At 69.0% G+C, this 23,974-nt stretch carries 25 protein-coding genes; 12 read left to right on the top strand and 13 right to left on the bottom strand.

All coding sequences use genetic code 11. The features are described 5' to 3' along the window. Positions 1-8 precede the first annotated feature (8 nt). On the top strand, positions 9-365 hold the full coding sequence (locus ACIBVP_RS20765) for a VOC family protein (RefSeq protein WP_396107819.1): 357 nt from the start codon (positions 9-11) through the stop codon (positions 363-365). A gap of 99 nt (positions 366-464) precedes the next feature. Here ACIBVP_RS20765 and ACIBVP_RS20760 read toward each other — a convergent pair whose 3' ends face one another. Genes ACIBVP_RS20760 through ACIBVP_RS20745 form a run of 4 tightly spaced genes read right to left on the bottom strand, consistent with a single transcriptional unit; the run spans position 465 to position 3,434 of the window. Beyond that, entirely contained in the window at positions 465-1,370 is a 906-nt protein-coding gene (locus tag ACIBVP_RS20760; RefSeq protein ID WP_396107818.1) for a molybdenum cofactor biosynthesis protein MoaE, read from the bottom strand. Continuing rightward, complete coding sequence (moaC, locus tag ACIBVP_RS20755; RefSeq protein ID WP_396107817.1) at positions 1,367-1,846, bottom strand: cyclic pyranopterin monophosphate synthase MoaC; 480 nt, start codon at positions 1,844-1,846, stop codon at positions 1,367-1,369. Before moaC ends, ACIBVP_RS20760 begins: the two co-directional genes overlap by 4 nt. Before the next feature lie 10 nt (positions 1,847-1,856). Further along, entirely contained in the window at positions 1,857-3,239 is a 1,383-nt protein-coding gene (locus tag ACIBVP_RS20750) for an NAD-dependent malic enzyme (RefSeq protein ID WP_396107816.1), read from the bottom strand. A 9-nt stretch (positions 3,240-3,248) separates the two neighbouring features. Next, positions 3,249-3,434 carry a hypothetical protein gene (locus ACIBVP_RS20745; RefSeq protein ID WP_396107815.1) on the bottom strand — a complete coding sequence of 62 codons (186 nt, stop codon included), beginning with the start codon at positions 3,432-3,434 and terminating at the stop codon, positions 3,249-3,251. 74 nt (positions 3,435-3,508) lie between these two features. Here ACIBVP_RS20745 and ACIBVP_RS20740 point away from each other — a divergent pair, with 74 nt between their 5' ends. Then, entirely contained in the window at positions 3,509-5,776 is a 2,268-nt protein-coding gene (locus ACIBVP_RS20740; RefSeq protein WP_396107814.1) for a helicase-associated domain-containing protein, read from the top strand. A gap of 45 nt (positions 5,777-5,821) precedes the next feature. After that, a complete protein-coding gene (locus tag ACIBVP_RS20735; RefSeq protein WP_396107813.1) occupies positions 5,822-6,055 on the top strand; it encodes a hypothetical protein in 234 nt (77 codons plus the stop codon). A gap of 67 nt (positions 6,056-6,122) precedes the next feature. Here the strand turns inward: ACIBVP_RS20735 and ACIBVP_RS20730 are convergent, their stop codons facing one another. From ACIBVP_RS20730 to ACIBVP_RS20715, 4 genes are read right to left on the bottom strand one after another with little or no spacing between them, the layout of a single operon-like run. After that, positions 6,123-6,734, bottom strand: a complete 612-nt coding sequence (locus ACIBVP_RS20730) for a GTP-binding protein (RefSeq protein WP_396107812.1) — start codon at positions 6,732-6,734, stop codon at positions 6,123-6,125. Next, entirely contained in the window at positions 6,715-7,377 is a 663-nt protein-coding gene (locus tag ACIBVP_RS20725; RefSeq protein WP_396107810.1) for a DUF742 domain-containing protein, read from the bottom strand. Before ACIBVP_RS20725 ends, ACIBVP_RS20730 begins: the two co-directional genes overlap by 20 nt. 12 nt (positions 7,378-7,389) lie before the next feature. Beyond that, positions 7,390-7,815 (bottom strand): roadblock/LC7 domain-containing protein, encoded by a 426-nt coding sequence (locus ACIBVP_RS20720; protein WP_324918553.1) that lies wholly within the window; start codon positions 7,813-7,815, stop codon positions 7,390-7,392. Next, complete coding sequence (locus ACIBVP_RS20715; protein WP_396107809.1) at positions 7,812-10,667, bottom strand: nitrate- and nitrite sensing domain-containing protein; 2,856 nt, start codon at positions 10,665-10,667, stop codon at positions 7,812-7,814. Before ACIBVP_RS20715 ends, ACIBVP_RS20720 begins: the two co-directional genes overlap by 4 nt. Positions 10,668-11,429: 762 nt before the next feature. Here ACIBVP_RS20715 and ACIBVP_RS20710 point away from each other — a divergent pair. From ACIBVP_RS20710 to ACIBVP_RS20685, 6 genes are read left to right on the top strand one after another with little or no spacing between them, the layout of a single operon-like run. Further along, on the top strand, positions 11,430-12,425 hold the full coding sequence (locus ACIBVP_RS20710) for an ABC transporter substrate-binding protein (protein WP_396107808.1): 996 nt from the start codon (positions 11,430-11,432) through the stop codon (positions 12,423-12,425). A 12-nt stretch (positions 12,426-12,437) separates the two neighbouring features. Next, on the top strand, positions 12,438-13,202 hold the full coding sequence (locus tag ACIBVP_RS20705; protein WP_396107807.1) for an ABC transporter permease: 765 nt from the start codon (positions 12,438-12,440) through the stop codon (positions 13,200-13,202). Further along, positions 13,199-14,053 carry an ABC transporter permease gene (locus ACIBVP_RS20700; RefSeq protein WP_396107806.1) on the top strand — a complete coding sequence of 285 codons (855 nt, stop codon included), beginning with the start codon at positions 13,199-13,201 and terminating at the stop codon, positions 14,051-14,053. The genes ACIBVP_RS20705 and ACIBVP_RS20700 overlap by 4 nt, the downstream gene beginning before the upstream one ends. A gap of 7 nt (positions 14,054-14,060) precedes the next feature. Beyond that, entirely contained in the window at positions 14,061-14,885 is an 825-nt protein-coding gene (locus ACIBVP_RS20695; RefSeq protein ID WP_396107805.1) for an ABC transporter ATP-binding protein, read from the top strand. A gap of 24 nt (positions 14,886-14,909) precedes the next feature. Next, the gene (locus ACIBVP_RS20690) at positions 14,910-15,461 is read left to right on the top strand and encodes a UbiX family flavin prenyltransferase (RefSeq protein WP_396107804.1); all 552 of its coding nucleotides are present in this window, start codon (positions 14,910-14,912) and stop codon (positions 15,459-15,461) included. 2 nt (positions 15,462-15,463) lie between these two features. After that, on the top strand, positions 15,464-16,942 hold the full coding sequence (locus ACIBVP_RS20685) for a UbiD family decarboxylase (RefSeq protein ID WP_396107803.1): 1,479 nt from the start codon (positions 15,464-15,466) through the stop codon (positions 16,940-16,942). 61 nt (positions 16,943-17,003) lie between these two features. On the opposite strand, the gene ACIBVP_RS20680 is transcribed toward ACIBVP_RS20685, so the two are convergent. Together ACIBVP_RS20680 and ACIBVP_RS20675 are read right to left on the bottom strand one after the other, a co-directional pair. Further along, complete coding sequence (locus tag ACIBVP_RS20680) at positions 17,004-17,804, bottom strand: hypothetical protein (protein ID WP_396107802.1); 801 nt, start codon at positions 17,802-17,804, stop codon at positions 17,004-17,006. Positions 17,805-17,960: 156 nt separating this feature from the next. After that, complete coding sequence (locus ACIBVP_RS20675; RefSeq protein ID WP_396107801.1) at positions 17,961-18,836, bottom strand: hypothetical protein; 876 nt, start codon at positions 18,834-18,836, stop codon at positions 17,961-17,963. A gap of 88 nt (positions 18,837-18,924) precedes the next feature. Between ACIBVP_RS20675 and ACIBVP_RS20670 the strand changes: the two genes are divergently transcribed. Next, complete coding sequence (locus ACIBVP_RS20670) at positions 18,925-20,586, top strand: DNA repair helicase XPB (RefSeq protein ID WP_396107800.1); 1,662 nt, start codon at positions 18,925-18,927, stop codon at positions 20,584-20,586. Positions 20,587-20,601: 15 nt separating this feature from the next. On the opposite strand, the gene ACIBVP_RS20665 is transcribed toward ACIBVP_RS20670, so the two are convergent. Next, positions 20,602-21,488, bottom strand: a protein-coding gene (locus tag ACIBVP_RS20665) for an IS5 family transposase (protein ID WP_396108156.1) whose coding sequence is annotated in 2 segments (ribosomal slippage) — positions 20,602-21,098 and positions 21,098-21,488 — 888 coding nt in all. Because the reading frame shifts where the segments join, the coding sequence is not laid out codon by codon here. A 133-nt stretch (positions 21,489-21,621) separates the two neighbouring features. Beyond that, on the bottom strand, positions 21,622-22,059 hold the full coding sequence (locus ACIBVP_RS20660) for a PPOX class F420-dependent oxidoreductase (protein ID WP_396107799.1): 438 nt from the start codon (positions 22,057-22,059) through the stop codon (positions 21,622-21,624). A 100-nt stretch (positions 22,060-22,159) separates the two neighbouring features. On the opposite strand from ACIBVP_RS20660, the gene ACIBVP_RS20655 reads away from it, so the two are divergent. Beyond that, positions 22,160-23,029: a helix-turn-helix domain-containing protein gene (locus tag ACIBVP_RS20655; RefSeq protein ID WP_396107798.1), complete on the top strand. Its 870-nt coding sequence runs from the start codon at positions 22,160-22,162 to the stop codon at positions 23,027-23,029. Then, a complete protein-coding gene (locus ACIBVP_RS20650; protein ID WP_396107797.1) occupies positions 22,941-23,183 on the top strand; it encodes a DUF397 domain-containing protein in 243 nt (80 codons plus the stop codon). Before ACIBVP_RS20655 ends, ACIBVP_RS20650 begins: the two co-directional genes overlap by 89 nt. On the opposite strand, the gene ACIBVP_RS20645 is transcribed toward ACIBVP_RS20650, so the two are convergent. Then, positions 23,155-23,964 carry a serine hydrolase domain-containing protein gene (locus ACIBVP_RS20645; protein ID WP_396107796.1) on the bottom strand — a complete coding sequence of 270 codons (810 nt, stop codon included), beginning with the start codon at positions 23,962-23,964 and terminating at the stop codon, positions 23,155-23,157. The genes ACIBVP_RS20650 and ACIBVP_RS20645 overlap by 29 nt on opposite strands. Between the last annotated feature and the right edge of the window lie 10 nt (positions 23,965-23,974).

The raw sequence follows: 23,974 nt of genomic DNA, 5'->3' as shown, positions 1-23,974 counted from the left end.
GGCACCACATGGCACACGGCACCGTCGACTGGTTCCAGATCGACACCGACGACACCCAGGGCACCGAACAGTTCTACGGCGCGCTGTTCGACTGGACCTTCGCCAACGACCCCGACAGCCCCGGCTACCGGGTCGTCACGGCGAAGAACGCGAACGGTCCGCAGGGCGGCGTGTCCGCGGGCACTCGGAACCGCGCCACGTTCTTCGTGGTCGTGTCGGACGTGGCCGCGACCGCCGCGCAGGCCGAGGAACTCGGCGGCAAGGTGGTCGACCCGCCGACGACGACACCGAACGGTCTGACCTTCGCGCACCTGCTCGACCCGGCAGGCAACCACGTCGGCATCTACTCGCCACCCGGTCAGTGACCGGGTGGTGTCCCGAGTCGGAAGTCGGTGCGCTTGTCGGCGGATCCAGGTTTCCGCTGGGCCGTCGGGACAGCGATGCCGAACCTTCGACTCGGGACACTAGGGGCAGTTGACCCACTCGTCGGTGCCGTCGGTGAAGGTCTGGTGCTTCCAGATGGGCAGCCGGGCCTTCACGTCGTCGACGAGGTCGGCGCAGGCGGCGAACGCCTCCGCACGGTGTTCGCCCGCCACGGCGCAGGCCAGCGCCACGTCACCGATCGCGAGAGGGCCGATGCGGTGGCTGACGGCGACCGCCCGCACACCCCGGTGGCGCGCGGCCACGTCGGCGGCCACCGCCTCGATCACGGACTTCGCGCTCGGGTGGCCCTCGTAGTCGAGAGTGGTGACGCCCTTGCCGCCGTCGTGGTCGCGGACCACGCCCGCGAACGTGACCACCGCACCGGCGGCGTCGTCGCCGACCAGGGCGGCGTGCTCCTCCACGGAGATGGGCGACTCGCTGATCTCCGCACGCATGACCTGCGCGGCGGGCCAGGAGACCGGCTTGTGGTCGCCGCCGCGCAGCTGGTCGACGGCGTGCGAGAGCACACCCTCCAGGACGCCGAGGCCGTCTTTCACGCCGCCGGACGAGCCAGGCAGGTTGATCACCAGCGTCCGGCCGACGACACCGGCCACGCCGCGGGACAGCACGGCCGTCGGGACCTTCGGCAAACCGGCGTCGCGGATGGCGTCGGCGAGGCCGGGAATCTCGTAGTCGAGGAGGCGCCGGGTCATTTCCGGGGTCGCGTCGGTCGGGCTGATGCCCGTGCCGCCGGTCGTGATGACCACGTCGGCACCGACCGCGTCCCGCAGCGCCGCCAGCACGGGCTCACCATCCGGGACCACCACCGGATCGGGCACCTCGAACCCGCGTGAACGCAGCCAGGCGACGATCACGGGTCCGGTCGTGTCCTCGTACACACCGGCGGCGGCTCTGTTCGACGCAGCGATGACGACAGCGGTGCTCATCGGCCCTCCGGTCGGGTCCAGACCCCGGTCTTGCCGCCCTCCTTGCGCTCGACACGCACCTCGGACAGCACAGCGGCCGGGTCGACGGCCTTGATCATGTCGTGGAGCGTGAGGCCGGCGACCGTCACCGCGGTCAGCGCCTCCATCTCGACACCGGTCTGGCCGCTCGTGCGGACCGTCGCGGTGATGGCCACCGAGTCCGCACCCAGGTCGAAGTCGACGGTCACGCCGGTGATCGCCAGCGGGTGGCACAGCGGGACCAGGTCCGGGGTCCGCTTGGCGCCCATGATCCCGGCGACGCGGGCCACCGCCAGCGCGTCGCCCTTCTTCAGGCCGTTCGACGCCAGCAGGCCGATGACCTCGGCCGTGGTGTGCACCTGGCCGGACGCCACCGCGACTCGCGACGTGACCGACTTGCCGGTCACGTCCACCATCCGCGCGGCACCCGACTCGTCGACGTGCGTCAGGTCGCTCACATAGTCGATGCTAGCCAGCCGCGGCGCGGGCGACGGCCTCGGCCACCGCGGGGGCGACCGCCGAGTCGAACACGCTGGGCACGATGAACGACGCGTTCAGGCGGTCGCCGTCCACCACGTCCGCGATGGCGTCCGCCGCGGCCAGGAGCATCGTGTCGGTGATGCCGCGGGCCTGGGCGTCCAGCAGGCCGCGGAACACACCGGGGAACGCCAGGACGTTGTTGATCTGGTTCGGGTAGTCACTGCGGCCCGTCGCCACCACCGCGGCGTGCTTCTGCGCCTCGAGCGGGTCGATCTCCGGGTCGGGGTTGGCCAGCGCGAACACGATCGCGTCCTTGGCCATGGTGGCGACCGCCTCGGCGCCGAACAGGTTCGGCGCGGACACGCCGATGAACACGTCCGCGTCGGCCAGCGCGTCGGTCAGCTTGCCGGTCACCAGGTCGCGGTTGGTGTTCTGGGCGAGCCACGTCAGGTTCGGGTCGAGGTCGCCACGGTCCGGGTGGACGATGCCGTTCACGTCGACCGCGATGATGTCGCGCGGGCCCTTCTGCAGCAGCAGCCGGATGATCGCCGAGCCCGCGGCACCCGCGCCGCACACCACGATCTTGGCGTCCGCCATGTCCTTGCCGACCACCCGCAGCGCGTTGCGCAGCGCGCCAACCACCACGATCGCGGTGCCGTGCTGGTCGTCGTGGAAGACGGGGATGTCGAGCAGCTCACGCAGCCGGGCCTCGATCTCGAAGCAGCGCGGCGCGGCGATGTCCTCGAGGTTGATGCCGCCGTACACGGGCGCGATCAGCTGTACCGTGCGGATGATCTCCTCGGTGTCCTGGGTGTCCAGGCAGATCGGCCACGCGTCGACGCCGGCGAACTTCTTGAACAGCGCCGCCTTGCCCTCCATCACCGGAAGCGCGGCGGACGGGCCGATGTTGCCGAGACCGAGGACCGCGGAACCGTCGGTGACGACCGCGACCGTGTTCCGCTTGATGGTCAGGCGGCGGGCGTCGGCCGGGTTCTTCGCGATGGCCTGGCTGATCCGGGCCACGCCCGGCGTGTACGCGCGGGACAGGTCGTCGCGGTTGCGAAGCTGGACCTTCGACGCGATCTCGATCTTGCCGCCGAGGTGGATGAGGAAGGTCCGGTCCGACACCTTGCGGACGGAGACACCGGGCAGCTCCTCGAGCGCGGCGGTGATCTCCTCGGCGTGGTCGGACGAGTGTGCGTTCGCGGTGATGTCGACGACGATGCGGTCCGAGTGGGACTCGACGACGTCGAACGCGGTGATCACCGCGCCGGCCCGGCCGGCCGCGCCGGTCAGGTCGCCCGCGGCACTCGCCGACGGCGGTGCCTCGACGCGGACGGTGATGGAGTAGCCAGGACCTGGAACCGGCATGTCGGGGACCTACTTGTTGATCTCGGTCTGCGGGTGTGTGTACGGCACCGAATCGAGCGGGAAGACCAGGTCACCCCACGGAGCCAGCGCGCCCTGGCGGTCCGCGGCGAGCTCGCTCACGGGGTGGTTGCCGTGGTCGTCGTCCGCAGGCCAGTGCGGGTCGATGCGGTGGTCGTTGGCGCCCTTCTTGGCCACGCGTCCTCCTTCAGCTCGGGTGTCCAGAGATTACCGGAGCGCGGTCCACCATCCGTCGCGTATACCGTGGTCCGGTGCCCGGTCTCACGCTCAACGACTGGCTGCGTGCCCAGGACGACGCCACGCTGGCCGCCCTCCTGTCCGCGCGCCCCGACCTGGCCACTCCCCCGCCGCCGGATTCCGTGGTCCTGGCGGCGCGGGCCGCGACCAGGGCCTCGGTGACCAGGGCCGCCGAAGGACTCGACACCTTCACGCTCGCCGTGCTGGACGCCCTGGTGGTGGCGGACGCGGACAAGGCGCCGGTGACCGAGGAGCGGGTCCGGGAGATCGTCGGGCGGGACGTGGACCCGCTGCGCGTCCGGGAGGCGCTGGACACGCTGGTGCGGCTCGCGCTGGCGTGGGGCACGGACGAACTGTCGGTGGCACCCGCCGCACGGGAGGCGGGTGGGCTGTTCCCCGCGGGCCTGGGCAGGCCGTCGCCCCCGCTGGACGGGGTGAACATCGCGGGCATGCTCGCGGAGCTGCCGGAGGCGGAGCGGCGGCTGCTGACCACGCTCGCGCACGGCTCGCCGCTGGGCCGTACGAAGGACGCGGGCGTGGAGGTGCCGCTCGACGAGGCCACCACCCCGGTGCAGCGGCTGCTGGCCATGGGGCTCCTGCTGCGGCGCGACGCCGAGACCGTCGAGCTGCCGAGGCAGGTGGCGCTCGTCATCCGCGGCGACAGCCCGCTCGGGACCGTGAAGCTGGACGAACCGGCGCCCGCCACCAAACAGCACCAGTCGTCCACTGTGGACGCCACGGCCGCCGGTGAGGCCCTGGAGTTCCTGCGCCGCACGGAGATGCTGGTCCGCCTGTGGTCGGCCGAACCGGCCGGGGTGCTGAAGGCGGGCGGGCTCGGCGTGCGGGACCTGCGCAAGCTCGCCCGCGAGCTGGACACCGACGAGCGGGGCGTCGGGCTGATCGCGGAGGTGCTCTTCGCGGCGGGCATGGTCGCCGACAGCGCGTCGGCGACGACACCGGAGTGGATGCCGACCACGGTGGTCGACCCGTGGCTGACCGCCACCCCGGCGAACCAGTGGGCGACGCTCGCCGCGGCGTGGCTGGACATGCCCCGGCTGCCGGGCCTCGCCGGCATGCGGGACGCGAAGGACAAGGTGCTGGCACCGCTGTCCGACGACCTGCGGCGCCCGCCCGCGCCCGCGGAGCGCCGCCGGATTCTGTCGGCGCTCGCCGAGTTCCGGGCGGGAACGGGCGTCGCGGCACCGGACGACCTCGCCGCCGTGCTGGCGTGGCGAGCGCCGCGGCGCGGTGGGCGGCTGCGGGACGAGATCGTGCGGTGGACGCTCTCCGAGGCCACCACGATGGGGCTGGTGGCGCTCGGCGCGCTGACCGGTGCCGGGCGGGCGCTGCTGGACGACGGTCCGGCCGCGGCCGCGAAGCGGATGGCCGACTCGATGCCGGAACCGCTGGACCACGTCCTGGTGCAGGCCGACCTGACGGTCGTCGCGCCCGGACCACTGGAACCCGCGCTGGCGGTCGACATCGGGCAGGTGGCGGACGTCGAGTCGGCGGGCAGCGCGACGGTGTACCGGGTAACGGAGTCGTCGGTGCGGCGGGCCCTCGACGCCGGGCGGACGGCCGAGGAGCTGCACGAACTGTTCGGCACGCGGTCGCGGACGCCGGTGCCGCAGTCGCTGACCTACCTCATCGACGACGTGGCGCGGCGGCACGGCCGGTTGCGTGGTGGCACCGCCGCGTCGTTCCTGCGCTGCGACGACCCGGTGCTGCTGGCCGAGGTCTCCGCACACCCGGCCGCGGCCCGGCTGGAGCTGCGGAAGATCGCGCCGACCGTACTGGTCAGCCCGGTGCCGCTGGCGGACGTGCTGGAGGAGCTGCGCGGAGCGGGCTTCGCGCCCGCGGCCGAGGACGCGCACGGTCAGGTGCTGGACCTGCGGCCGTCGGGACTGCGGCTGCCCGCACCGGCCAGGTCACGACGTCCCGGCGCCATGGCACCGGCTTCGCCGGAACGGTTGCAGGCGATGGTCGAGCAGCTGCGCTCCGGGGACATGGCCGCGGGCACCAAGCGCGGGCGGACGGTGTCGCTCACGGCGGGCACGGGGGCGACGGACACGGCCGCGACACTGGCGCTGCTGCGGGAGGCCATCGAGCAGAACAGCCAGGTGTGGATCGGGTTCGTCGACTCGCGCGGCGTGGCGAGCCAGCGGGTGGTGGACCCGTTCCGCGTCGGAGGCGGGGTGCTCGAGGGGCGGGACGTGACCCACGGGGCGGTGCGGCAGTACCCGTTGCACCGGATCACCTCGGCGTCGCTCGTGGAGAGCTGAGCCGGTCTCGAGCGGGGTTCGAGCAGACGGGTGCACCGTCCCGTCATGGCAACGGACCTGTTGGCGCGGGCGGACACCATCGACGGCGGTGTGCGCGCCCTGCTGTCCCGCTTGGATCTCACCCGCACCGACGACGAGCACGAGCGGATGCTGGACGCGTTGATGGGTGTGAGCCGCGCTGCGGACGCGCTGCGCGCTCTGGCTCGCGGCGACCTGGCGACGGCGCACGAGGCGACACGGTCGATGGCGTACTACGCGCGCCGGGCCCATGGCGAATGAGTAGCGGGGCCTGAAACTGACAAGTCTCGCTCCCGTGTGCCGAGAGCGAGACTCGCTACGTGTCCTGTCAGCCCGCGCGGGCGCTCATCCGCTGGTGCATGGCGTGTTCGACCAGCGTGATGAGGGTTTCCTTCGTGGACTCCCGATCCCGGGCGTCACACGTCACGATCGGCACCGTCTGCTCGATCGTCAACGCGTCCCGCACATCATCGATCCGGTGGTGGAGCACCCGGTCGAAACAGTTCAGGGCCACGATGTAGGGCAACCCGCGGTCCTCGAAGAAATCGATCGACGCGAACGCATCGGCCAGACGACGGGTATCCACCAACACCACCGCACCAATAGCACCCCGGACCAGGTCATCCCACATGAACCAGAACCGATGCTGACCCGGCGTACCAAACAAATACAAAATCAGATCGCTGTCCAACGACACACGACCAAAATCCATCGCAACCGTGGTAGTGACCTTGTTCGGGGTGTTCGACAGGTCATCCACGTCCACGCTGGCCTCGGTCATCACGGCCTCAGTCGTCAACGGAACAATCTCCGACACCGAACCGACCAAAGTCGTCTTACCCACCCCGAAACCACCAGCGACCACGATCTTCGCCGAAGTCGTCGGCTGCGGTGCGGACCCGCCACGCTGGCCGAGGGGACTAGAGCCTGCGGAGACCACTGAGCACCCTTTCCATGAATTCGATCGACGGCCGGTCGCCGACGACCATGCCGCTCTGATGGATCAGGACCAGTCCCATACCGGCCATGTCTCCAATCAGCACTCTGGCGACGCCGAGCGGGAGCCGCAGGTGGGCGGCCACCTCCGCGACGGACCTGGTGTCCAGGCACAGGCCACAGATGGACCTGTGCTCCGGCAGCACCGCCGCGTCCGGCGACTTCCCCCGCTCGCTGGTCGACACCAGCGCCTCGATCGCAAGATCATAATCGGACCGGGTCCGGCCGCCCGTCCTGGTGTACGGACGAACCAGTGAACCGGTCTCGTGCGACGCGGAGCCACCGGCGCCCCTCGCGTCGCCGCCGAGGAGTTCCTCGGCACCCCACGCCCCGCTGTTGTGCACACCGCTGTTGTAGACGTTGTTGTGCGCACCGCTGTGGCGAACCCCGCTGTCGGAGACCCCGTCCCGGCCGACCGTGGGAATCTCCTTGCTGTCCCATGTCGACTGCGCCGGAATCCCGGAGTCCCCGTACAGCGTCGCCCCCGGGCCACCGAAAAGCCTGGCCCGGAAGCCGTCGACGTCGAACCTGTTGGGCGCTTCGCCGACGTCGTGCTCGGGGAGGTCCTCCCACCCTTTCTCCGGCATGTCTACTCCCCGTTACCTGCGCTGAGCGCCCTGAAGCTGTGCTCGCAGCTCCGGGGTCATCTGCTGGCCGACCCTCTCGACCAGCAACGTCATCTCGTACGCCACCAGCCCGATGTCGCAGTTCGGCGCCGCCAGCACGGAGAGACACGAACCGTCGGAGATCGACATCAGGAACAGGTACCCGCGGTCCATCTCGACCACGGTCTGGTTGACGCCACCCGCCTCGAAGCACCTCGCGGCGCCCTGCGTGAGGCTGACCAGGCCGGACGAGACGGCGGACAGCTGTTCGGCGCGGTCACGTGGCAGTCCCTGGGACCCGGCCAGCAACAGGCCGTCTGCTGACACGACCACGGCGTGCGCCACGCCAGGAACCTGACGGACGAAATCTGTGATAAGCCACCCGAAGCTGCCGGGCTGCTGTGCGGACGCGGTCGTCACTCCTGCTCCTCGTCTTGACGGCTCTGCTCCGAACCGGATTGGTCACCAGCGTATGCCTCGATGAGCGCGTGGCGCCCCCGCCTTACGCCCTGTTGGAAGCTTGACATGCGGCCCCTCACGGCGTCAGCGGAACGTGGTGGAAGGGGCGGCGCCGTGGGGTGCTGCGGCCCGGTCGTCTCCTTCGCCTCGTGCCTCGGCGCGGCCGATCCGGGCACCAGGTGCGCCTTCGGCACCCGCTTGGGCAGGCCGGCGTTGGTGGTGGTGTCCGGAGCCTTGTCCTCGAGCAGAGCCTGCGCGGCGAGCCAGCCGTCGTCACCCGGCGAGGTCCACGGGGTGGGTTCGACGGGCTCGGCCTCACGCTGCGCATGACCGTTGCCGTTGACGCTCCCATTGTGCCCGTTGCCGTTCACGACGGTGTCGGCGCCCGGTTCGGGCTCTCGCGGCGGGGCGGACCCGGTGTCGGCGGCCTCGAACCACTGCGACAGGACGGCCTCGTAGATGGGCAGGCGCTCGGTCGGCGCGTCGACGTTCAGCTCCGCCTCGGTCGGCGACGTGCCGCCGCCCACGTACGGCTGGTAGACCGTCGGCTCGTCGGTCGGGGGCTCCGGCAGCGGGTCGCCGAAGAGAGCCGTCCCGGTGTCCTCGATGTCGTGGCGGCCGTTCTGCGGCGCGTGCGGCTCCGCGGCCGGCATGCCGTTGGCCGTGGCCTCGGCGCCGCCCTCGAGCCCGGGGTCGAACGGCGGGTAGCTCGACAGCTCGGCCGGTGTGCGGTCCTGCGTCGTGTCACCGGGGACCTGTGCCCCCTCTGGGCGGATCCGGGGCATGCCGCCGGTGAACGCGCCCGCGATGCCGCTGTTGCGGGTCGGGGCGTTGGTCGGCGGGTTTAGCTGGGCCTCCGTGCTGGTCTGCTCGGCGATGGCGGCCAGCGAGCCGGTGGTGGACGGCGCGGCCATGGACCTCGGCGCGGCGCCGATCGGCTGCACCAGGTCGGCCGGGACGTTGATGCGGGCGATCAGGCCGCCCTCGATGTCCTCGTTGTCCCGCAGCCGCACGGTGACGTTGTGTCGCTTGGCCAGGCGCGCGACCACGTACAGACCCATTCGCCGGGTCACCGCGACGTCGAGGTCCGGCGGGTCGGCGAGACGGGCGTTGGTGGCCGCGATCTCGTCGTCCGACATGCCGACGCCCTGGTCGGTGATCTGGATGGCGAGTTCCTTCTTGCGGGTCATGGCCAGCCGGACGATGACCTTCTTGTCGGCCGGCGAGAAGAAGGTGGCGTTGTCCAGAAGTTCCGCGATGACGTGCACGAGGTCGGAGACCGCGCGGCCCTGGACGGCGACGTCCGGTGCCGAGGCCACCTCGATGCGGGCGTAGTGCTCGACCTCGGACACGGCCGCGCCGACCACGTCGGAGGCGGGCACCGGCCGCGACAGCTGCCGCGACAGGCCGGTGCCGGAGAGCACCAGCAGGGACTCCGAGTTCCGCCGCATACGGGTCGCGAGGTGGTCCAGCTCGAACAACGACGCCAACTGGTCCGGGTCCTGCTCGTCCTGCTCCAACCGGTCGATCAGCGCCAGCTGGCGTTCGACCAGTGCCTGCGACCGACGCGACAGGTTGACGAAGATCGAGTTGATGTTGTCGCGGAGGAGTGCCTGCTCGGTCGCCATCAGGACCGCCTGCTCCTGCACCGCGTCGAAGGAGCGGGCGAGCTGACCCGTCTCCTCCCTGGTGAACACGGGCACGGGCTCGACGGCGTTCTTGGAGGCGGCGACCGGGTCCGGGTCGGCGAGGATCCGGCGGACGGTCTGCGGCAGTCGCGAGTACGCGACGTCGAGTGCGTTGGACCGCAGCACGCGCAGCGGCTTGAGCAGTGACCGCGCCACCAGCAGCGCCAGGAGGACCGCGAGGAGCAGGAACGCGAGGACGATCGCCGCGTCGCGGAGGGTGGCCTCCTGCTGGTCGTTGCGCAGGGTCGAGATCGAGTCCCGCAGGTCGGACAGCTCGCCGAGCTCGATCGTGCGGTACAGGCCGAGCGTGCTCGTGCCTGCCTGCACGACCGTGTTCGGGTCGGCACCGAGGCTCTGGCCGTTCTCACCGCGGACGAGGATCTGCTGGCGGTTCTGCTTCAGCTGGTCGACCGCCGGGCCCACCAGCGTGTCGTTCAGGCGCTGCAGCTCGGCGGACGTCGCGATGTTGTTGAACGTCGCGAGCGCCGAGTCGTGCCTGGCGACGGCCGCCTGGATCTCGTTCAGGTCGTTGGTCTGGATCGTGTTCTGCTGGGCGGCGACCGCGAGGTAGGAGATCTGCTGGGCGATCTGCGCCTTGGCGGTCGCGATCGCGTTCAGCGCGTTCAGGCGCGGGGTCAGCTGGCCGCCACCGACGTCGGAGCGGGCGAGCTGGCCGACCTGCAGGATGTTGGACACGATGTCGGCATAGATGGAGGCGACGGCGATGCCGTCGAACTCCGACGAGGTCGCCACGTCCCGCAGCGGCTGGAGGCTGTCGAGCCGGAAGAAGATCTTCTCGTACTCGGTGCGGACGTTCGGCTCGGACTCGCCGTAGAAGGCCTCGGCCGCGTCGCGCACGTCGGCGACCGCGTCGTCGGTCGCCTGCTGCTGGGCGTCGATGGGCGCCCGGTCGCCCGCCTGGCCCGCCGCGGCGAACCGGGCGACGACCTGACCTTCCTTCTGGATCTGGTCGGCCGCCACGTAGACCTTCGAGTGCAGCTCGACCTGCTGAAGCAGGTAGTCGAGGTCGTTCGCCTGCTTGATCTGCGTGTACACCCGCAGACCCGCGAACGCGAGCGCCGCGAGCGTCGGCACCAGCAGCACGACCATCAGCTTCGTGGGCAACCGCCACTCACTCAGGCGGAACCGCCTGCGCTTGCCCGGCCGACCTGACGCCTGCTCGGCGCGAATTGCTGCGTTGGCTCGCCGTACGGCGCTGTCGGTCGTACTGTCACCGCCCAACGCACTGTCCCTGGCCACTCCGGACACACTCCCAAGACGCCGTCAGTCAATCGCACACTTCTGTAGCAATCTCACCCGTGTGGCTGACACTGCGGCGCACAGCTTTCCCGTATAGGCAGCACCGGTCAAGGGGACGAGTACCACCACGGACGCACAGAACGGACCACGGGCGACCGTTCAGCACCGCGCGGTGGGCCCCGACAACCCCTCGCTCCGGACCACTGCTCAGACGTACAACGAACCTGCAGGTAGGCGCTTTCGTGCCGTTCCGCGTGCCGGCCTCACCCAAGATCAGCCACCTGGCCCTGGGTGGACTGGACCAGTCAAAACTCTTGACGCTTGCAAAGTGGCAGACGACACACTCACACCAGATGTTCGCCACCGCTCCTAGACTACCGAGCCGCAGCGACCAAGTAGTCACTCTTTGTGATCACAAGTTGTTGACAGTACCCGAACGGGTGGCTATACCTCCCTGCGGGTATACAACAGGTCGCCCTTTAACACGGTGCAGGGGCAGCCCGTGGACGAGGGACATTTCCCAACGCTCGATCGCCGCACAAATTCAAGGCAGGAGACGGCAAGACAATGAATCGTCCAGGCAGAGTCGGTCGGACCAGGCGCGGGTCCGTCCGCGCGGTCGGACTGTTGGCGACCCTCCTCGCGGCCTCCCTCACGGCGGGCTGTGGCCTCTTCGGTGGTTCCGATGAGGCAGAGGGCTCCGGCGACAACGCGGCCGCGGCCTCCGGGCCACTGGAGAAGACCACCCTCAAGGTCGGTGTCATGATCGGCATCGACTGTGCGGGTGCTCAGCTCGCACTGCTCAACGACGCCTTCGCCGACGAGGGGCTCGAGGTCGAGCCCATCACCATCCAGAGTGGCGCGCTCGCGATCCCGTCGCTGGTCTCCGGCGAGTTCGACATCACCTTCGGCAACTGGGTCTCCTTCATCAAGGCCCAGGCCGCCGGCAACGTCGACATGAAGTTCATCGGCGAGTCGTACCTGTCGACACCGAACAGCAACTTCTCCGTCATCGCGGGCAAGGACTCTCAGATCGACAGCCCGAAGGACCTCGAAGGCAAGAAGATCGCGGTCAACGCGAAGGGCAACATCAACGAGCTGCTGCTCCGCGCCGTGCTCGACGCGAACGACGTGGACTTCAACAAGATCAAGGACAACCTGGTCGAGATGCCGTTCCCGAACATGGCGGCCGCGATCAAGAACGGCCAGATCGACGCCGCGGCGACGATCGACCCGTTCGTGACGGCCGCGCAGAAGGAGATCGGCGCGAAGATCGTGTTCGACATGACTGGCGCGGGCCCGACCGAGAACTTCCCGCTGTCCGGCTTCGCCACGAAGAGGGAGTTCGCCGAGCAGAACCCGAACACCATCGCCGCGTTCCAGCGTGCGCTGCTCAAGGGCCAGCAGCTGGCCGCCGACCGCAAGAACGTCGAAGAGGCGCTGCCGAAGTTCGCGAAGATGGACCCGGAGACCGCGGCGATCGTCAAGATCGGCCAGTTCCCGACCACGATCGACCCGAAGCGCGTTCAGCGCGTCGCCGACCTGCTGGTGACGTACGACATGCTGGACAAGAAGCTCGACGTCGAGCCGCTGGTCGTGACGATGCCGTCCGAGAACGGTTAGTAACCGATCCGAATGTCACGCCTGGTCAGAAACATCCTCGGAACGGTCGGCGTGCTCGCGTTCTGCGAGCTCGTCGGCCGTTCCGGCTTGGTGGACCCCAACCAGCTCCCACCACCGTCGGTGATCGGTGCCCGGCTGGTCGAGATGTTCAACGACTACGAGTTCTCCGTCGACGTGGTCGAGACGGTCTCGAGCTGGGCCGTGTCGATCGTCATCGCGACGCTCATCGCGGTCCCGCTCGGCATGCTGTTCGGGAGCGTGCCAGTCATCGGCTCCGCCACCAGCGCGATCGTCGAGTTCCTGCGGCCGATTCCGTCCGTGGCGCTGATCCCACTGGCACTGATCGCGCTCGGTGACTCGGAGGACGCGAAGATCGCGCTGGCCGTGTTCGGCGCGGTGTGGCCGATCCTGTTCAACACCGTGCACGCGATAGGTGACATCGACCCGGTGCAGATCAACACGGCGAAGGCGTTCAACCTGACGCGGCGGCAGATGTTGACGCAGGTCAAGCTGCCTGCCATCACGCCGTTCGTGCTCACCGGCGTACGGATCTCGGCAGGCATCGCGCTGATCCTCGTGGTGAGCACCGAGGTGCTCGCGGGCAGTGCGGGCGGCCTCGGCAGCTTCATCACCGAGACCGGCACGGGTGGCGCCCAGATGGATCTCGCGATCGCGGGCACCTTCGTCGCCGGCGTGATCGGTTTCGTGATCAACATGATCTTCGAGTGGGTCCAGCGCCGCTGGGTCAACTGGTCGGACGGGGACCGCGCACGATGACCCTCACAGCTGAAACCACGGACAAGAAGGTCACGCGCAAGAGCACCGGCCGACGCCGCCGGGCGTTCGGGGCGCTGGGCAAGTGGGTCGTGTTCGCCGGCTTCGTCGCCGCGTGGCAGGTCGCCACCGTGCTCGCGGAGGACCCGTTCTTCCCGCCGCCCGTGACCATCGGCGAGACCATGGTCGACCTGTGGCTCAGCGGCCCCGCGTCGCAGCTGTGGCTGTCCGAAGCGGTGTTCGGCGACATCGTGCCCAGCCTGTTGCGCCTGCTCGGCGGCTGGGCGGCGGCCGGGATCGTCGGCATCGTGCTCGGCCTCGTGCTTGGCCGGTCGGACAAGCTGCACGACTACTTCTCGCCGACCATCTCGTTCCTGCGGTCGATCCCACCACCGGCACTGCTGCCGGTGTTCCTGGTGCTGTTCCCCATCGGCACCCCCATGCAGCTCGCCACGATCATCTTCGGCGTGATCTGGCCGGTGCTGCTCAACACCATTGACGGTGCGCATACGCTGGACGAGACGGTTGTCGAGACGACCAGGAGCATGCGGCTGTCGAAGCCCCGTTTCCTCGCCACCGTGGTGCTCCCGGCAGCGTTGCCGAAGATCTTCGCCGGCCTACGGGTGAGCCTGTCGCTCGCCCTGATCCTGATGGTCATCTCGGAGCTGGTCGGCTCGACCAACGGCATCGGATACCAGATGATCGGCGATCAACGCGACTTCACGTACGACGAGATGTGGGCCGCGATCGTTCTGCTTGGCATACTCGGGTATGTCCTGAATGTACTGCTGCTCGCCGTGCAGAACCGGGTGATCGGCTGGCACACCAGATCGAAGAGTCTCACCGGGAGGTAGACCGTCCATGCTGGACGTGACCGGCATCAGCCACACGTACGGATCGGGCGCGAAGGCACACACCGCGCTCGGCAGCATCACCTTCTCCGTCGAGAAGGGCGAGATCGTCTGCATCGTCGGGCCGTCGGGCTGCGGGAAGTCGACCCTCCTGCGGGCCGTGTCCGGCCTGCTCGCGCCCACCGAGGGCGAGTCGCGGTTCAAGGGCGAGGCCATCGACGGCGTGCCGCAGGAGCTGGCGTTCGTGTTCCAGGAGTACAGCAAGTCGCTGTTCCCGTGGCTCACCGTGCGCGGCAACGTGGCGTTCCCGCTGAAGGCCATGGGCATGCCGCGCAAGAAGCGCGCCGAGGTCGTCGACGAGGCCCTGGGCTGGGTGGGCCTCGCCGACGCGGTCGAGAAGTACCCCTGGCAGCTGTCGGGCGGCATGCAGCAGCGCGTGGCGATCGCCCGTGCGCTGGTCTGCCAGCCGGCGCTGCTCATGATGGACGAGCCGTTCGCGTCCGTGGACGCCCAGACCAGGGCCGAGCTCGAGGACCTGCTGCTGCGGGTGCGCCGCGAGTACGACACCACGGTCCTGCTGGTCACGCACGACATCGACGAGAGCGTCTACCTGTCCGACCGGGTGCTGGTGCTGTCCAAGGCGCCGAGCACCGTCGTGTCCACGTTGCCCGTGCCGCTCGGCACCGAACGCGACCAGATCACGACCAAGGAGACCGACGAGTTCGTCCACCTGCGCGGTGAGGTCGCACGCCTCCTGCGTTACGGCACCGCGGGCGAGCACGACCAGGTCGAAGAGCCCGAAAGAGCGGTGCCGGTAGAAGCAGCAGCGGAGTAAGCCATGTCCATATCCTCGAGACGCATGGTCGTCGGCATCTCCGGCGCGTCCGGTTCGGTCTACGGGATCCGGCTGCTGGAGGCGCTGCGGAAGGTCGACGTCGAGACGCACCTGGTGATCAGCCGCAGCGGCAAGCGGACCATCTTCGAGGAGACGAACCTCAAGCTCGAGGACGTGCGCTCGCTGGCGGACGTGTACTACCCCAGCGACGACATCGGCGCCGCCATCTCGTCCGGCTCCTTCCGGACCCTGGGCATGGTCGTCGCGCCGTGCTCGATCCGCTCGCTGTCGGAGATCGCGTACGGCAACACCACCAGCCTGCTCACCCGCGCCGTCGACGTCGCGTTGAAGGAACGCCGCAAGGTGGTCCTGATGTGCCGCGAGACCCCGCTGCGGATCGCGCACCTCAAGGCGATGCAGGCGGCGGCCGAGGACGGTGCGCTGATCATGCCGCCGGTACCCGCGTTCTACACGCGACCCGAGTCGCTCGACGACATCATCGACCACACCATTGGACGGGTGCTGGACTACTTCGACATCGAGACGGACCTCGTCCGTAGATGGGGAGAAGACTGAGAATGCCGGTAAGCCCCCTGCACGACCTCGGTCTCATCATCGAGACGCTGGACAAGGCCGGGCAGCTGATCAGGGTGCGATCCGAGGTCGACCCGGTGCACCAGCTGGCCAGCGTCGCGTCCCACTTCGAGGGCAAGGCGCAGGCTGTGCTGTTCGAGAACGTGCGCGGGCAGGAGCATCCGGTGTTCACCGGCCTGTACTGGTCGAGGGAGCTGCTGGCGGAGCTGATCGGCGCGCGGGAGAAGCAGCTCGCCTCCCACATCGCCGGCAAGGTGCAGCAGTGGCAGGCCGACCCGTTCAACAAGGCGGTCGAGCCGCTGGTCGTCGAGACCGGGCCGGTGAAGGAGTACACGCAGCCGGTCGTTGACCTGTTCAAGCTGCCGATCCCCACGCACGCCGAGCTTGACGGCGGGCCGTACATCGACGCGGGCGTGGTCGTGGTGACCGACCCGGAGACGGGTGTGCGCAACGCGTCGATCCAGCGGTTCATGCTGGTGGACCGGGACCGGCTGCACATCAACATCGACGCGGGCCGCCACCTGCAGCTGGCGCTGGAGCACGCGAAGGACCGGGGCGAGACCCTCAAGTTCTCGCTGAACATCGGTGTGGGCCCGGGCGTGCACTTCGCGGCGGTCACGCCGGCCGAGGCGGCGCCGCCGGACACCGACGAACTGGGCATCGCGTCGGTGTTCCACGGCGACCCGGTGGAGCTGGTGCGAGGTGACCTGCCGGGCGTCGAGCTGATCGCGCACGCCATGTACTCGCTGGAGTGCGAGATCACCCCGGGCGAGGTGGCCGACGAGGGCCCGTTCGCGGAGGTCACCGGCTACTACGCACGGGTCGCGCCGCGGCCGGTCGTGCACGTGAAGGCCGTCCACCACCGCGCCAGCCCGGTCTTCCAGACCATCCTGTGCGGCAAGGAGGTGTGGAACTCGGCGGGCGTGCTCGGCGAGGCTTCCGTGCTGTCGTCGGTGAAGAAGCAGGTGCCGGGCATCCTCGACGTCTACTTCCCGCACGGTGGCTGCGGTTTCTACCACGCGGTCGTGCAGATCCAGCAGAAGCGGGCGGGCTGGGCGCAGCTCGCGGTGATGTCGGCGTTCGCCGCGTTCCCGCCGCTGAAGATGGTCACGGTCGTGGACGAGGACGTGAACATCCGGGACGCCTCGGACGTCGAGTGGGCGCTCACCACGCGGCTCAACCCGACCACCGGCGTGATCACCGTGCCGGAGGCGTTCGGCCACGGCCTGAACCCGACCTTCCCCGACTACTTCGGCGCGAAGATCGGCTTCAACGCCACCCACCCGTTCCCGAAGACCTACGCCTACGAGCGGGTGCGGCTCAAGGAGTTCGCCATCGACGGGCTGGACATCGACGTGCCTGAGCCGTCGGCGTCGCGGCAGACCGCCGTCGACAAGTGGACCGCGGCGGAGCGGGCCGAGCGCGGCACGCCCGCGCAGCGGAGCAGCGGCGCGATCATGTAGACCCCGCAACGAAAAGCGGGGCTCCCGGACGATCCGGGAGCCCCGCTCTTTGTTCGCCTGCCTACGCTTCGCTCACCGCGCCGAAGCACTGCACCGTCGCGGGATCGGAGTACACCCGACCGTTTTCCGTGCCCTCAGGGCAGCCGTCCGTCTCGGTGGTGCCGGTGAGGACCTTCGTGACCTTGACGGAAGCGTTGGGGTCGCCGCAGTCGACCTTCGTGTCCGAGTCGCTGGACTCCTGGAAGCAGTCGCCCTCCTTGGCGTTCAGCATCAGGCACAGCGTCAGGTCGCTCGTCCGGCGGCCGGACTGGCTGTACGTGACGTAGTCACCGTCCGGGCAGGTCGCGCTGCCTCCGTCGAGCTTGGCGGCCACCTTGTACGACGCGGTCGCGTCGTTGCAGTCGATCTTCTCGACATCGGCGTCGGCCGCGTCCTTCACCGTGATGCAGTCACCAACCTCCGCGCTGGACGCCGACGTGCCCCAGTTGATGATCGCGAACACCGCGACCACGGCGATGACCACGACACCGAGGCCGATCTTGATCAACTTGACGTTGTTCTTGGGCTTCGCGGCGGGCGGCGGCGGTGGCGGCGTCGCGTAGCCGACAGGCGGTGCGCCACCGGGGCCTGCCGGACCACCGGGCCCACCCGGACCACCCGGACCACCCGGACCAGGCGGCGGAGCGCCGAACGGCTGCCCCTGGGGCGGCGGGCCACCGAAGGGCTGCCCCTGCGGGGGCGGGCCACCGAAGGGCTGCCCACCGGGCGGCGCCTGAGGCGGCGGGCCACCGTACGGCTGCCCCTGCGGAGGACCGTATGGCCCCTGTGGACCACCCGGCGGCGGGTAGTTCGGAGAGTTCATGTGCAACCCCTCGCACGACGTGCCAACAAAATAGGAAGACCTGGTTCGAGAGCAGCAATCTACGCGACGCCACGGGCCTCTGTGTGCCACCCCGACAAAGTCCTCACGGGACAGCACGGTCCGTCATCGAACGGTCGCGGAAGGACGTGGAAAGCCCTATCCCCTTGGCGTTCCGAGACAGATCGTGAGCGGCGGCTTCGGGTAGGTGAACACGTCGGTGGCGGTGTCGGCGCACCGGGTTTCGTCATCCACACCGTCGAGCACGTCGATCACTTCGTACGTGGCGTCCGGCGAGGTGCACTCCACACGCGTGTCCTCGGCGTCGGTCACCGCGAGACAGTCGCCTTTGGCCACGTTCAACTGGAGGCAGAGCAGCAGTTGGCCTTCCTCCGTGTACGAGACGTACTGGTCGTTGGGACACGTCTCGGTGTCCGTCTCCTCGCGCGTGGCGACCCTGTACATCGCTTCCGGGAGCGAGCAGTCGACGGTCTCCACGTCGGCGTTGGTCGCGCTGGCGACGTTGACCTTGATGCAGTCGCCCGGCTGGGCGTCGATGGCCTCGCCCGGCTCGACGGTCTCTTCGGTCGCGGTCTCCTCGGTGGCGCCACCCTCGGACGCGTCCGTTTTGTCCGTTGCCGAGGTGGACGTCCCGCCGCCCGCGCTGTTGTTTCCGCTGTCGTCCTTCGTGGCGAGGTACAGGCCGACGCCGGAACCACCGAGGACCAGGAGCGCGATCACGACGATGGCGACGACCATGCCGGTGTTCTTCTTCGGCGGTTGCGGTGGCGTCGGCCCGCCGAAACCACCGGCTCCCGGCCATTGCTGGGTGGCCCCGTACTGGCCCCCGTACGGGTTTTGCGGACCACCGCCGAACTGCTGGGTCTGATCGTTGGCGCCGCCGTACGGTGCGCCGTACTGTGGCTGCCCGTACGGTGGTTGCTGCGGCGGTCTCTGCTGGCCGTAGCCGCCCTGCCCATAGGGGTTCTGGCTCGGTTGCCCGTACGGCCCCGGCTGGTAGGGAGGCGTCGTCATGCACCGCAATCTAGCGTTGCGGGATTGAATACGACGAACCGGTTGTTGTGACGTATGCGATGCCGAAGCCGAGGGGAAATTCCGAGAAGTGACCGACGGCCCACTGATCGTCCAGTCCGACAAGACGCTGCTGCTCGAGGTCGACCACCCGCAGGCCGACGACGCGCGGATCGCGATCGCGCCGTTCGCCGAGCTGGAGCGCGCACCGGAACACGTGCACACGTACCGTGTCACGCCGCTCGCGCTGTGGAACGCACGCGCCGCGGGGCACGACGCCGAGCAGGTCGTCGACGCCCTCACCGTGTACTCGCGGTACCCGGTGCCGCAGCCGCTGCTCATCGACATCGTCGACACGATGGGCCGGTTCGGCAGGCTGCAGATCGCCAACCACCCCGCGCACGGTCTCGTGATGACCACGACCGACCGCGCCGTGCTCGAGGAAGTGCTGCGGCACAAGAAGATCGCGCCGATGCTCGGTGCCCGCATCGACGACGACACGGTCGTCGTGCACCCGTCGGAACGCGGACGGCTCAAGCAGATGCTGCTGAAGGTCGGCTGGCCCGCGGAAGACCTCGCCGGGTACGTCGACGGTGAGCACCACCCCATCGACCTGGAGGAGAACGGCTGGGCGCTGCGGGACTATCAGCGCAACGCCGCGGAGGCGTTCTGGGCCGGCGGTTCCGGTGTGGTCGTGCTGCCGTGTGGCGCGGGCAAGACGCTCGTCGGCGCGGCGGCGATGGCCCACGCGAAGGCGACGACGCTGATCTTGGTGACCAACACGGTCGCGGGCAGGCAGTGGAAGCGCGAGCTGATCGCGCGGACGTCGCTGACCGAGGAGGAGATCGGCGAGTACTCCGGCGAGCGCAAGGAGATCCGCCCGGTCACGATCGCGACGTACCAGGTGATGACGCGCAAGTCGAAGGGCGAGTATCGCCACCTGGACCTGTTCGACTCCCGCGACTGGGGCCTGGTCGTCTACGACGAGGTGCACCTGCTGCCCGCGCCGGTGTTCCGCATGACGGCCGACCTGCAGTCCCGCCGCCGCCTCGGCCTCACGGCCACCCTGGTGCGCGAGGACGGCCGCGAAGGCGACGTGTTCTCCCTGATCGGCCCGAAGCGCTACGACGTGCCGTGGCGTGACATCGAGGCACAGGGCTGGATCGCCCCCGCGGAGTGCATCGAGGTGCGCGTCACGCTCACCGACGCCGAACGGCTGTCGTACGCGACCGCCGAGCCCGAAGAGCGCTACAAGCTGTGCTCCACTGTGGACACGAAGATCCCGGTGGTGAAGAAGATCCTGGAGAAGCACCCGGAGGAGCCGACGCTGGTCATCGGCGCGTACCTGGACCAGCTGGAGATCCTCGGCGGCGAGCTGGACGCCCCGGTCATCCAGGGCTCGACGAGGAACGCGGAACGCGAACGGCTCTTCGACCAGTTCCGCAGGGGCGAGCTGCGCACGCTGGTGGTGTCGAAGGTCGCGAACTTCTCGATTGACCTGCCCGAGGCCACGGTCGCGGTGCAGGTGTCGGGGACGTTCGGGTCACGGCAGGAGGAAGCGCAGCGGCTGGGCCGGATCCTGCGCCCCAAGGAAGACGGCCGCCAGGCCCACTTCTACTCGGTCGTCTCCCGCGACACCCTGGACACCGACTACGCCGCGCACCGGCAGAGGTTCCTCGCCGAACAGGGCTACGCCTACACGATCCGCGACGCGGACGACTTCCTGGGCCCGCAACTACCGTCGGTGGGCTAGGAGCTGTCCTGTAAGTCATCGGAGCCAGAGGATGATGGCGGCGATGGTAAGGCTGGCTTGGTAGTAGGCGGTGCGTTTGGCATAGCGGGTGGCCAGGTCGCGGAACTGTTTGAGCCGGTTGAAGCAGCGTTCGACCACGTTGCGCTGCTTGTAAAGCTCGGCATCAAACGCGGGTGGCCGCCCGCCCCGTGAGCCTTTCTCGGCCCGGCGAGCTCGTTGGTCGTTGCGTTCGGGGCAGACCATGCGGATCCCGCGCTGGCGCATCGCTTCTCGGGTGGACGGGTGGGAGTAGGCCTTGTCCAAGATCACCACCTCCGGACGGCAACGCGGCCGACCCGGCCCGTCCCGGCCGACGCTGATGCCGTCGAGCAACGGCAGGAGCTGGGGATTGTCACCGGCCTGACCAGGGGTGAGCAGGATCCGCATCGGCCGTCCCCGGCCGTCGACGGCGAGGTGGATCTTGGTACTCAGTCCACCTCGGGATCGACCGAGGTGTTCTCCTTCGACGGCGAGGTCTTCGAGACTTTCGCTGGTGGCGCCCCCTTTTTCCGGGCTCCAGCCGCATGCTGGTGCGCCCGGACCACACTCGAGTCGACACTGATCACCCACTCGACCTGGCCGACCGCGTCGTCTTTGACGATCACCTCATCGAGGATCTTCTGCCACAGCCCGTTCTTGGTCCACAACCGCAACCGTTCATGCGCGGTCTTCCACGGCCCATACCGTTCCGGCAGATCACGCCACGGCGCACCCGTGCGCAGCTTCCACAGGATCGCGTTCAACACCTGACGGTGATCACGCCACCGCCTGCCACCACCCGAAACCGGCAACAACGGCTCAATCCGAGCCCACGCCTTATCGGTGACCTCACCCCGACCAACCACGACCCAAGATCCAACCAGAACCGCAGCTAGAACCACTTACAGGACACGGCCTAGGCAGGGCGGCCGGCACGTACTCGGCGATCCGCCACGTTTCGGGCAGCGGCACGAGGGCGGCGTCGGGGTGCACGTCGGCCTGCCGTGACCGGCCCGGTCAGTCGGCGATCTCGGCCAGTGCGACGACCTTCGTGATACGGGCGCGGACCAGCAGCTCGCCCGGCACCGCGTTGCGCTTGCCGAACGCCTCGGCCGCGTCGGCACCCATGTAGCGGCCGCCGAGGCGGGTGGCCCAGCCGAGCATGTCGTCGAGGTCCTCGGAGATCGTCGCCTCCGCCTGGAGCTGCACGAACGAGTACGGCGCCTGCTCGACGTCCACCACCATCGACAGGCGCGGGTCCCGCCTGATCGCGTACCCCTTGACGGTGTCGGCGCCGGTGGTGAACACGATGTGGTCACCGTCCTCAGCGGTGTCGATCAGGAACCAGATCGGCGCGACGTGCGGCGAGCCGTCCTTGCGCACGGTGGCGAGCTTGCCGGTACGCGTGCCGTGCATGACGAAGGCGATCCATTCGTCTCGTTCCATGTGGTACATGCCGCCATCGTGCCCGGACCGTTGGTCGGCCGCTCGCCGGGTGGGTGAACATCGCTTGTCGTGCCACGGCGCCGATGCCGGATCGCCTTACGTTGACAGCATGACCGGTCGGCACACCACCACGAGAAGCCGCCAGCTGGGCGCCGAGCTGAAGCGCGTGCGCGAGCAGACGGGCTACAGCGCCCGGGACCTGGCGCGTGCCCTGGGTTGGTCGGAGAGCAAGGTCGCGAGGATGGAGAACGGCGAACGCGGCGCCTCCGAGGTCGCGGTCGCCACCTACCTCGCGTACTTCCACGTCGTCGGCCAGGAGATGGACCGGCTGCTCGCGATGTGCCAGGACATCTGGGCCAAGGACTGGCTCCAGCCCAACCTCCCACAGGAACTACGCACACTGACGACTCACGAGACGACCGCCTCGCTGATCAATCAGTACGAGCCACTCGTGGTTCCCGGTCTGCTGCAGACCGAGAGCTACGCGAAGGCGCTGTTCCGCCTGGCGGGCCGGATAGCGGAAGACGGCATCGAACCCCGCGTGCGAGCCCGGCTCGAGCGGCAGAACCTTCTCCGCCGCGAGTTCGGCGTCGAAATCAACTTCTTCATCCCGGAGCAGGTTTTTCGCGCGCCTGTGGGCAGTCCACGCGTGATGAACGAGCAGTTGCTGCACATCGTGCTGGTGTCCTCCCGGCCCTGGTGCAGAGTGCGAATCGTGCCGTCCACCTTCCCCCTCGGGGTCCTCGGCAGCCCGTTCCAGTTGATGGACTACCGCAACCACCATCCGGTCGCCTACGTGGAGAACCAGACCCACAGCCTCTTCCTGGAAGACCCTGGAGACATCCGCACCTATCGCGCCGTCCTGCGCAAGCTCAAGGCGGTTACGCTGGATGAGGGACAGTCCAGGGAGTTGCTTGCCAGCTTGGCAAACGACTACGACATTCCAGGAGAGGCCCCAGATGGAGTGGCGGAAGAGTAGCTACAGCGGCGCCGACAACGGCGGCTGCGTCGAGGTGGCCTTCACCGCCCGGGTCGTCGATGTCCGGGACTCGAAGGACACCGACGGGCCCGTGCTCAGGTTCTCCCCCGCTCAGTGGCGGGCGTTCACAGCTCGGCGAGCACCGCGTCCGTGAAGTCCGGCCACGCGTCGACGGCCCACTGACCGAAGTCGCGGTCCGCCAGAGCCACGCAGGCGGCTCCGGCGTCCGGGTCGACCCACAGGAACGTGCCGGTCTGTCCGAAGTGGCCGAACGTGGCCGGGGAGCTGTTCTTCCCCGTCCAGTGCGGGTCCTTGTGGTCACGGATCTCGAAGCCGAGGCCCCAGTCGTTGTTCTTCTGGTAGCCGTAGCCCGGCAGCACACCGGACAGCCCGGGGAACGCGACCGACGTCGCCTCGTCCACAGTGGACCGGGACACCAGGGTCGGGGACTGGAGCTCAGCGGCGAACCGGGCCAGGTCCGCGCACGTGGCCACCGCACCCGCGCCCGCGCCGCCCGCGAGCCGGGACGACTCCATGCCGAGCGGGGCCAGCACCGCCTCCGTCAGGTATTCGGCGAACGGGATGCCGGACGCCTCGTGGATGGTGTCGGCCAGCACCTCGAAGCCCGAGTTCGAGTACATGCGCCTGGTGCCGGGCTGGGCCATCACCTTGTGCTCGTCGAACGCGAGGCCCGAGGTGTGCGCGATGAGGTGCCGGACCGTCGAACCGTCCGGCCCGGCGGGCTGGTCCCACTCGACCGCGCCCTCCTCGACGGCGACCAGCGTCGCGTACGCCGTCAGCAGCTTCGTCACCGACGCCAGTCTGAACTCGCGTTCCTGCGGGCCCGCGGAACCCAGCACGGCACCCGACGCGGACACCACCGCGACCGCCGCGTTGTCGACCGGCCAGCCGTCGACCGCACGCACACTCTCCATGGGCATCGAC

Source organism: Actinophytocola sp. NPDC049390, assembly GCF_044466355.1.
Classification (GTDB): domain Bacteria; phylum Actinomycetota; class Actinomycetes; order Mycobacteriales; family Pseudonocardiaceae; genus Actinophytocola.
The sequence above is the reverse complement of the archived record's forward strand: the minus strand, read 5'-3'. Positions and strand labels throughout refer to the sequence as shown.

Coding starts and splice junctions, on each gene's coding strand:
- ACIBVP_RS20765 (WP_396107819.1), top strand. CDS start 9: ATGGCACACGGCACCGTCGACTGGTTCCAGATCGACACCGACGACACC.
- ACIBVP_RS20760 (WP_396107818.1), bottom strand. CDS start 1,370: ATGAGCACCGCTGTCGTCATCGCTGCGTCGAACAGAGCCGCCGCCGGT.
- ACIBVP_RS20750 (WP_396107816.1), bottom strand. CDS start 3,239: ATGCCGGTTCCAGGTCCTGGCTACTCCATCACCGTCCGCGTCGAGGCA.
- ACIBVP_RS20735 (WP_396107813.1), top strand. CDS start 5,822: ATGGCAACGGACCTGTTGGCGCGGGCGGACACCATCGACGGCGGTGTG.
- ACIBVP_RS20725 (WP_396107810.1), bottom strand. CDS start 7,377: ATGCCGGAGAAAGGGTGGGAGGACCTCCCCGAGCACGACGTCGGCGAA.
- ACIBVP_RS20705 (WP_396107807.1), top strand. CDS start 12,438: ATGTCACGCCTGGTCAGAAACATCCTCGGAACGGTCGGCGTGCTCGCG.
- ACIBVP_RS20700 (WP_396107806.1), top strand. CDS start 13,199: ATGACCCTCACAGCTGAAACCACGGACAAGAAGGTCACGCGCAAGAGC.
- ACIBVP_RS20695 (WP_396107805.1), top strand. CDS start 14,061: ATGCTGGACGTGACCGGCATCAGCCACACGTACGGATCGGGCGCGAAG.
- ACIBVP_RS20690 (WP_396107804.1), top strand. CDS start 14,910: ATGGTCGTCGGCATCTCCGGCGCGTCCGGTTCGGTCTACGGGATCCGG.
- ACIBVP_RS20685 (WP_396107803.1), top strand. CDS start 15,464: ATGCCGGTAAGCCCCCTGCACGACCTCGGTCTCATCATCGAGACGCTG.
- ACIBVP_RS20680 (WP_396107802.1), bottom strand. CDS start 17,804: ATGAACTCTCCGAACTACCCGCCGCCGGGTGGTCCACAGGGGCCATAC.
- ACIBVP_RS20675 (WP_396107801.1), bottom strand. CDS start 18,836: ATGACGACGCCTCCCTACCAGCCGGGGCCGTACGGGCAACCGAGCCAG.
- ACIBVP_RS20660 (WP_396107799.1), bottom strand. CDS start 22,059: ATGTACCACATGGAACGAGACGAATGGATCGCCTTCGTCATGCACGGC.
- ACIBVP_RS20655 (WP_396107798.1), top strand. CDS start 22,160: ATGACCGGTCGGCACACCACCACGAGAAGCCGCCAGCTGGGCGCCGAG.
- ACIBVP_RS20650 (WP_396107797.1), top strand. CDS start 22,941: ATGAGGGACAGTCCAGGGAGTTGCTTGCCAGCTTGGCAAACGACTACG.
- ACIBVP_RS20645 (WP_396107796.1), bottom strand. CDS start 23,964: ATGGAGAGTGTGCGTGCGGTCGACGGCTGGCCGGTCGACAACGCGGCG.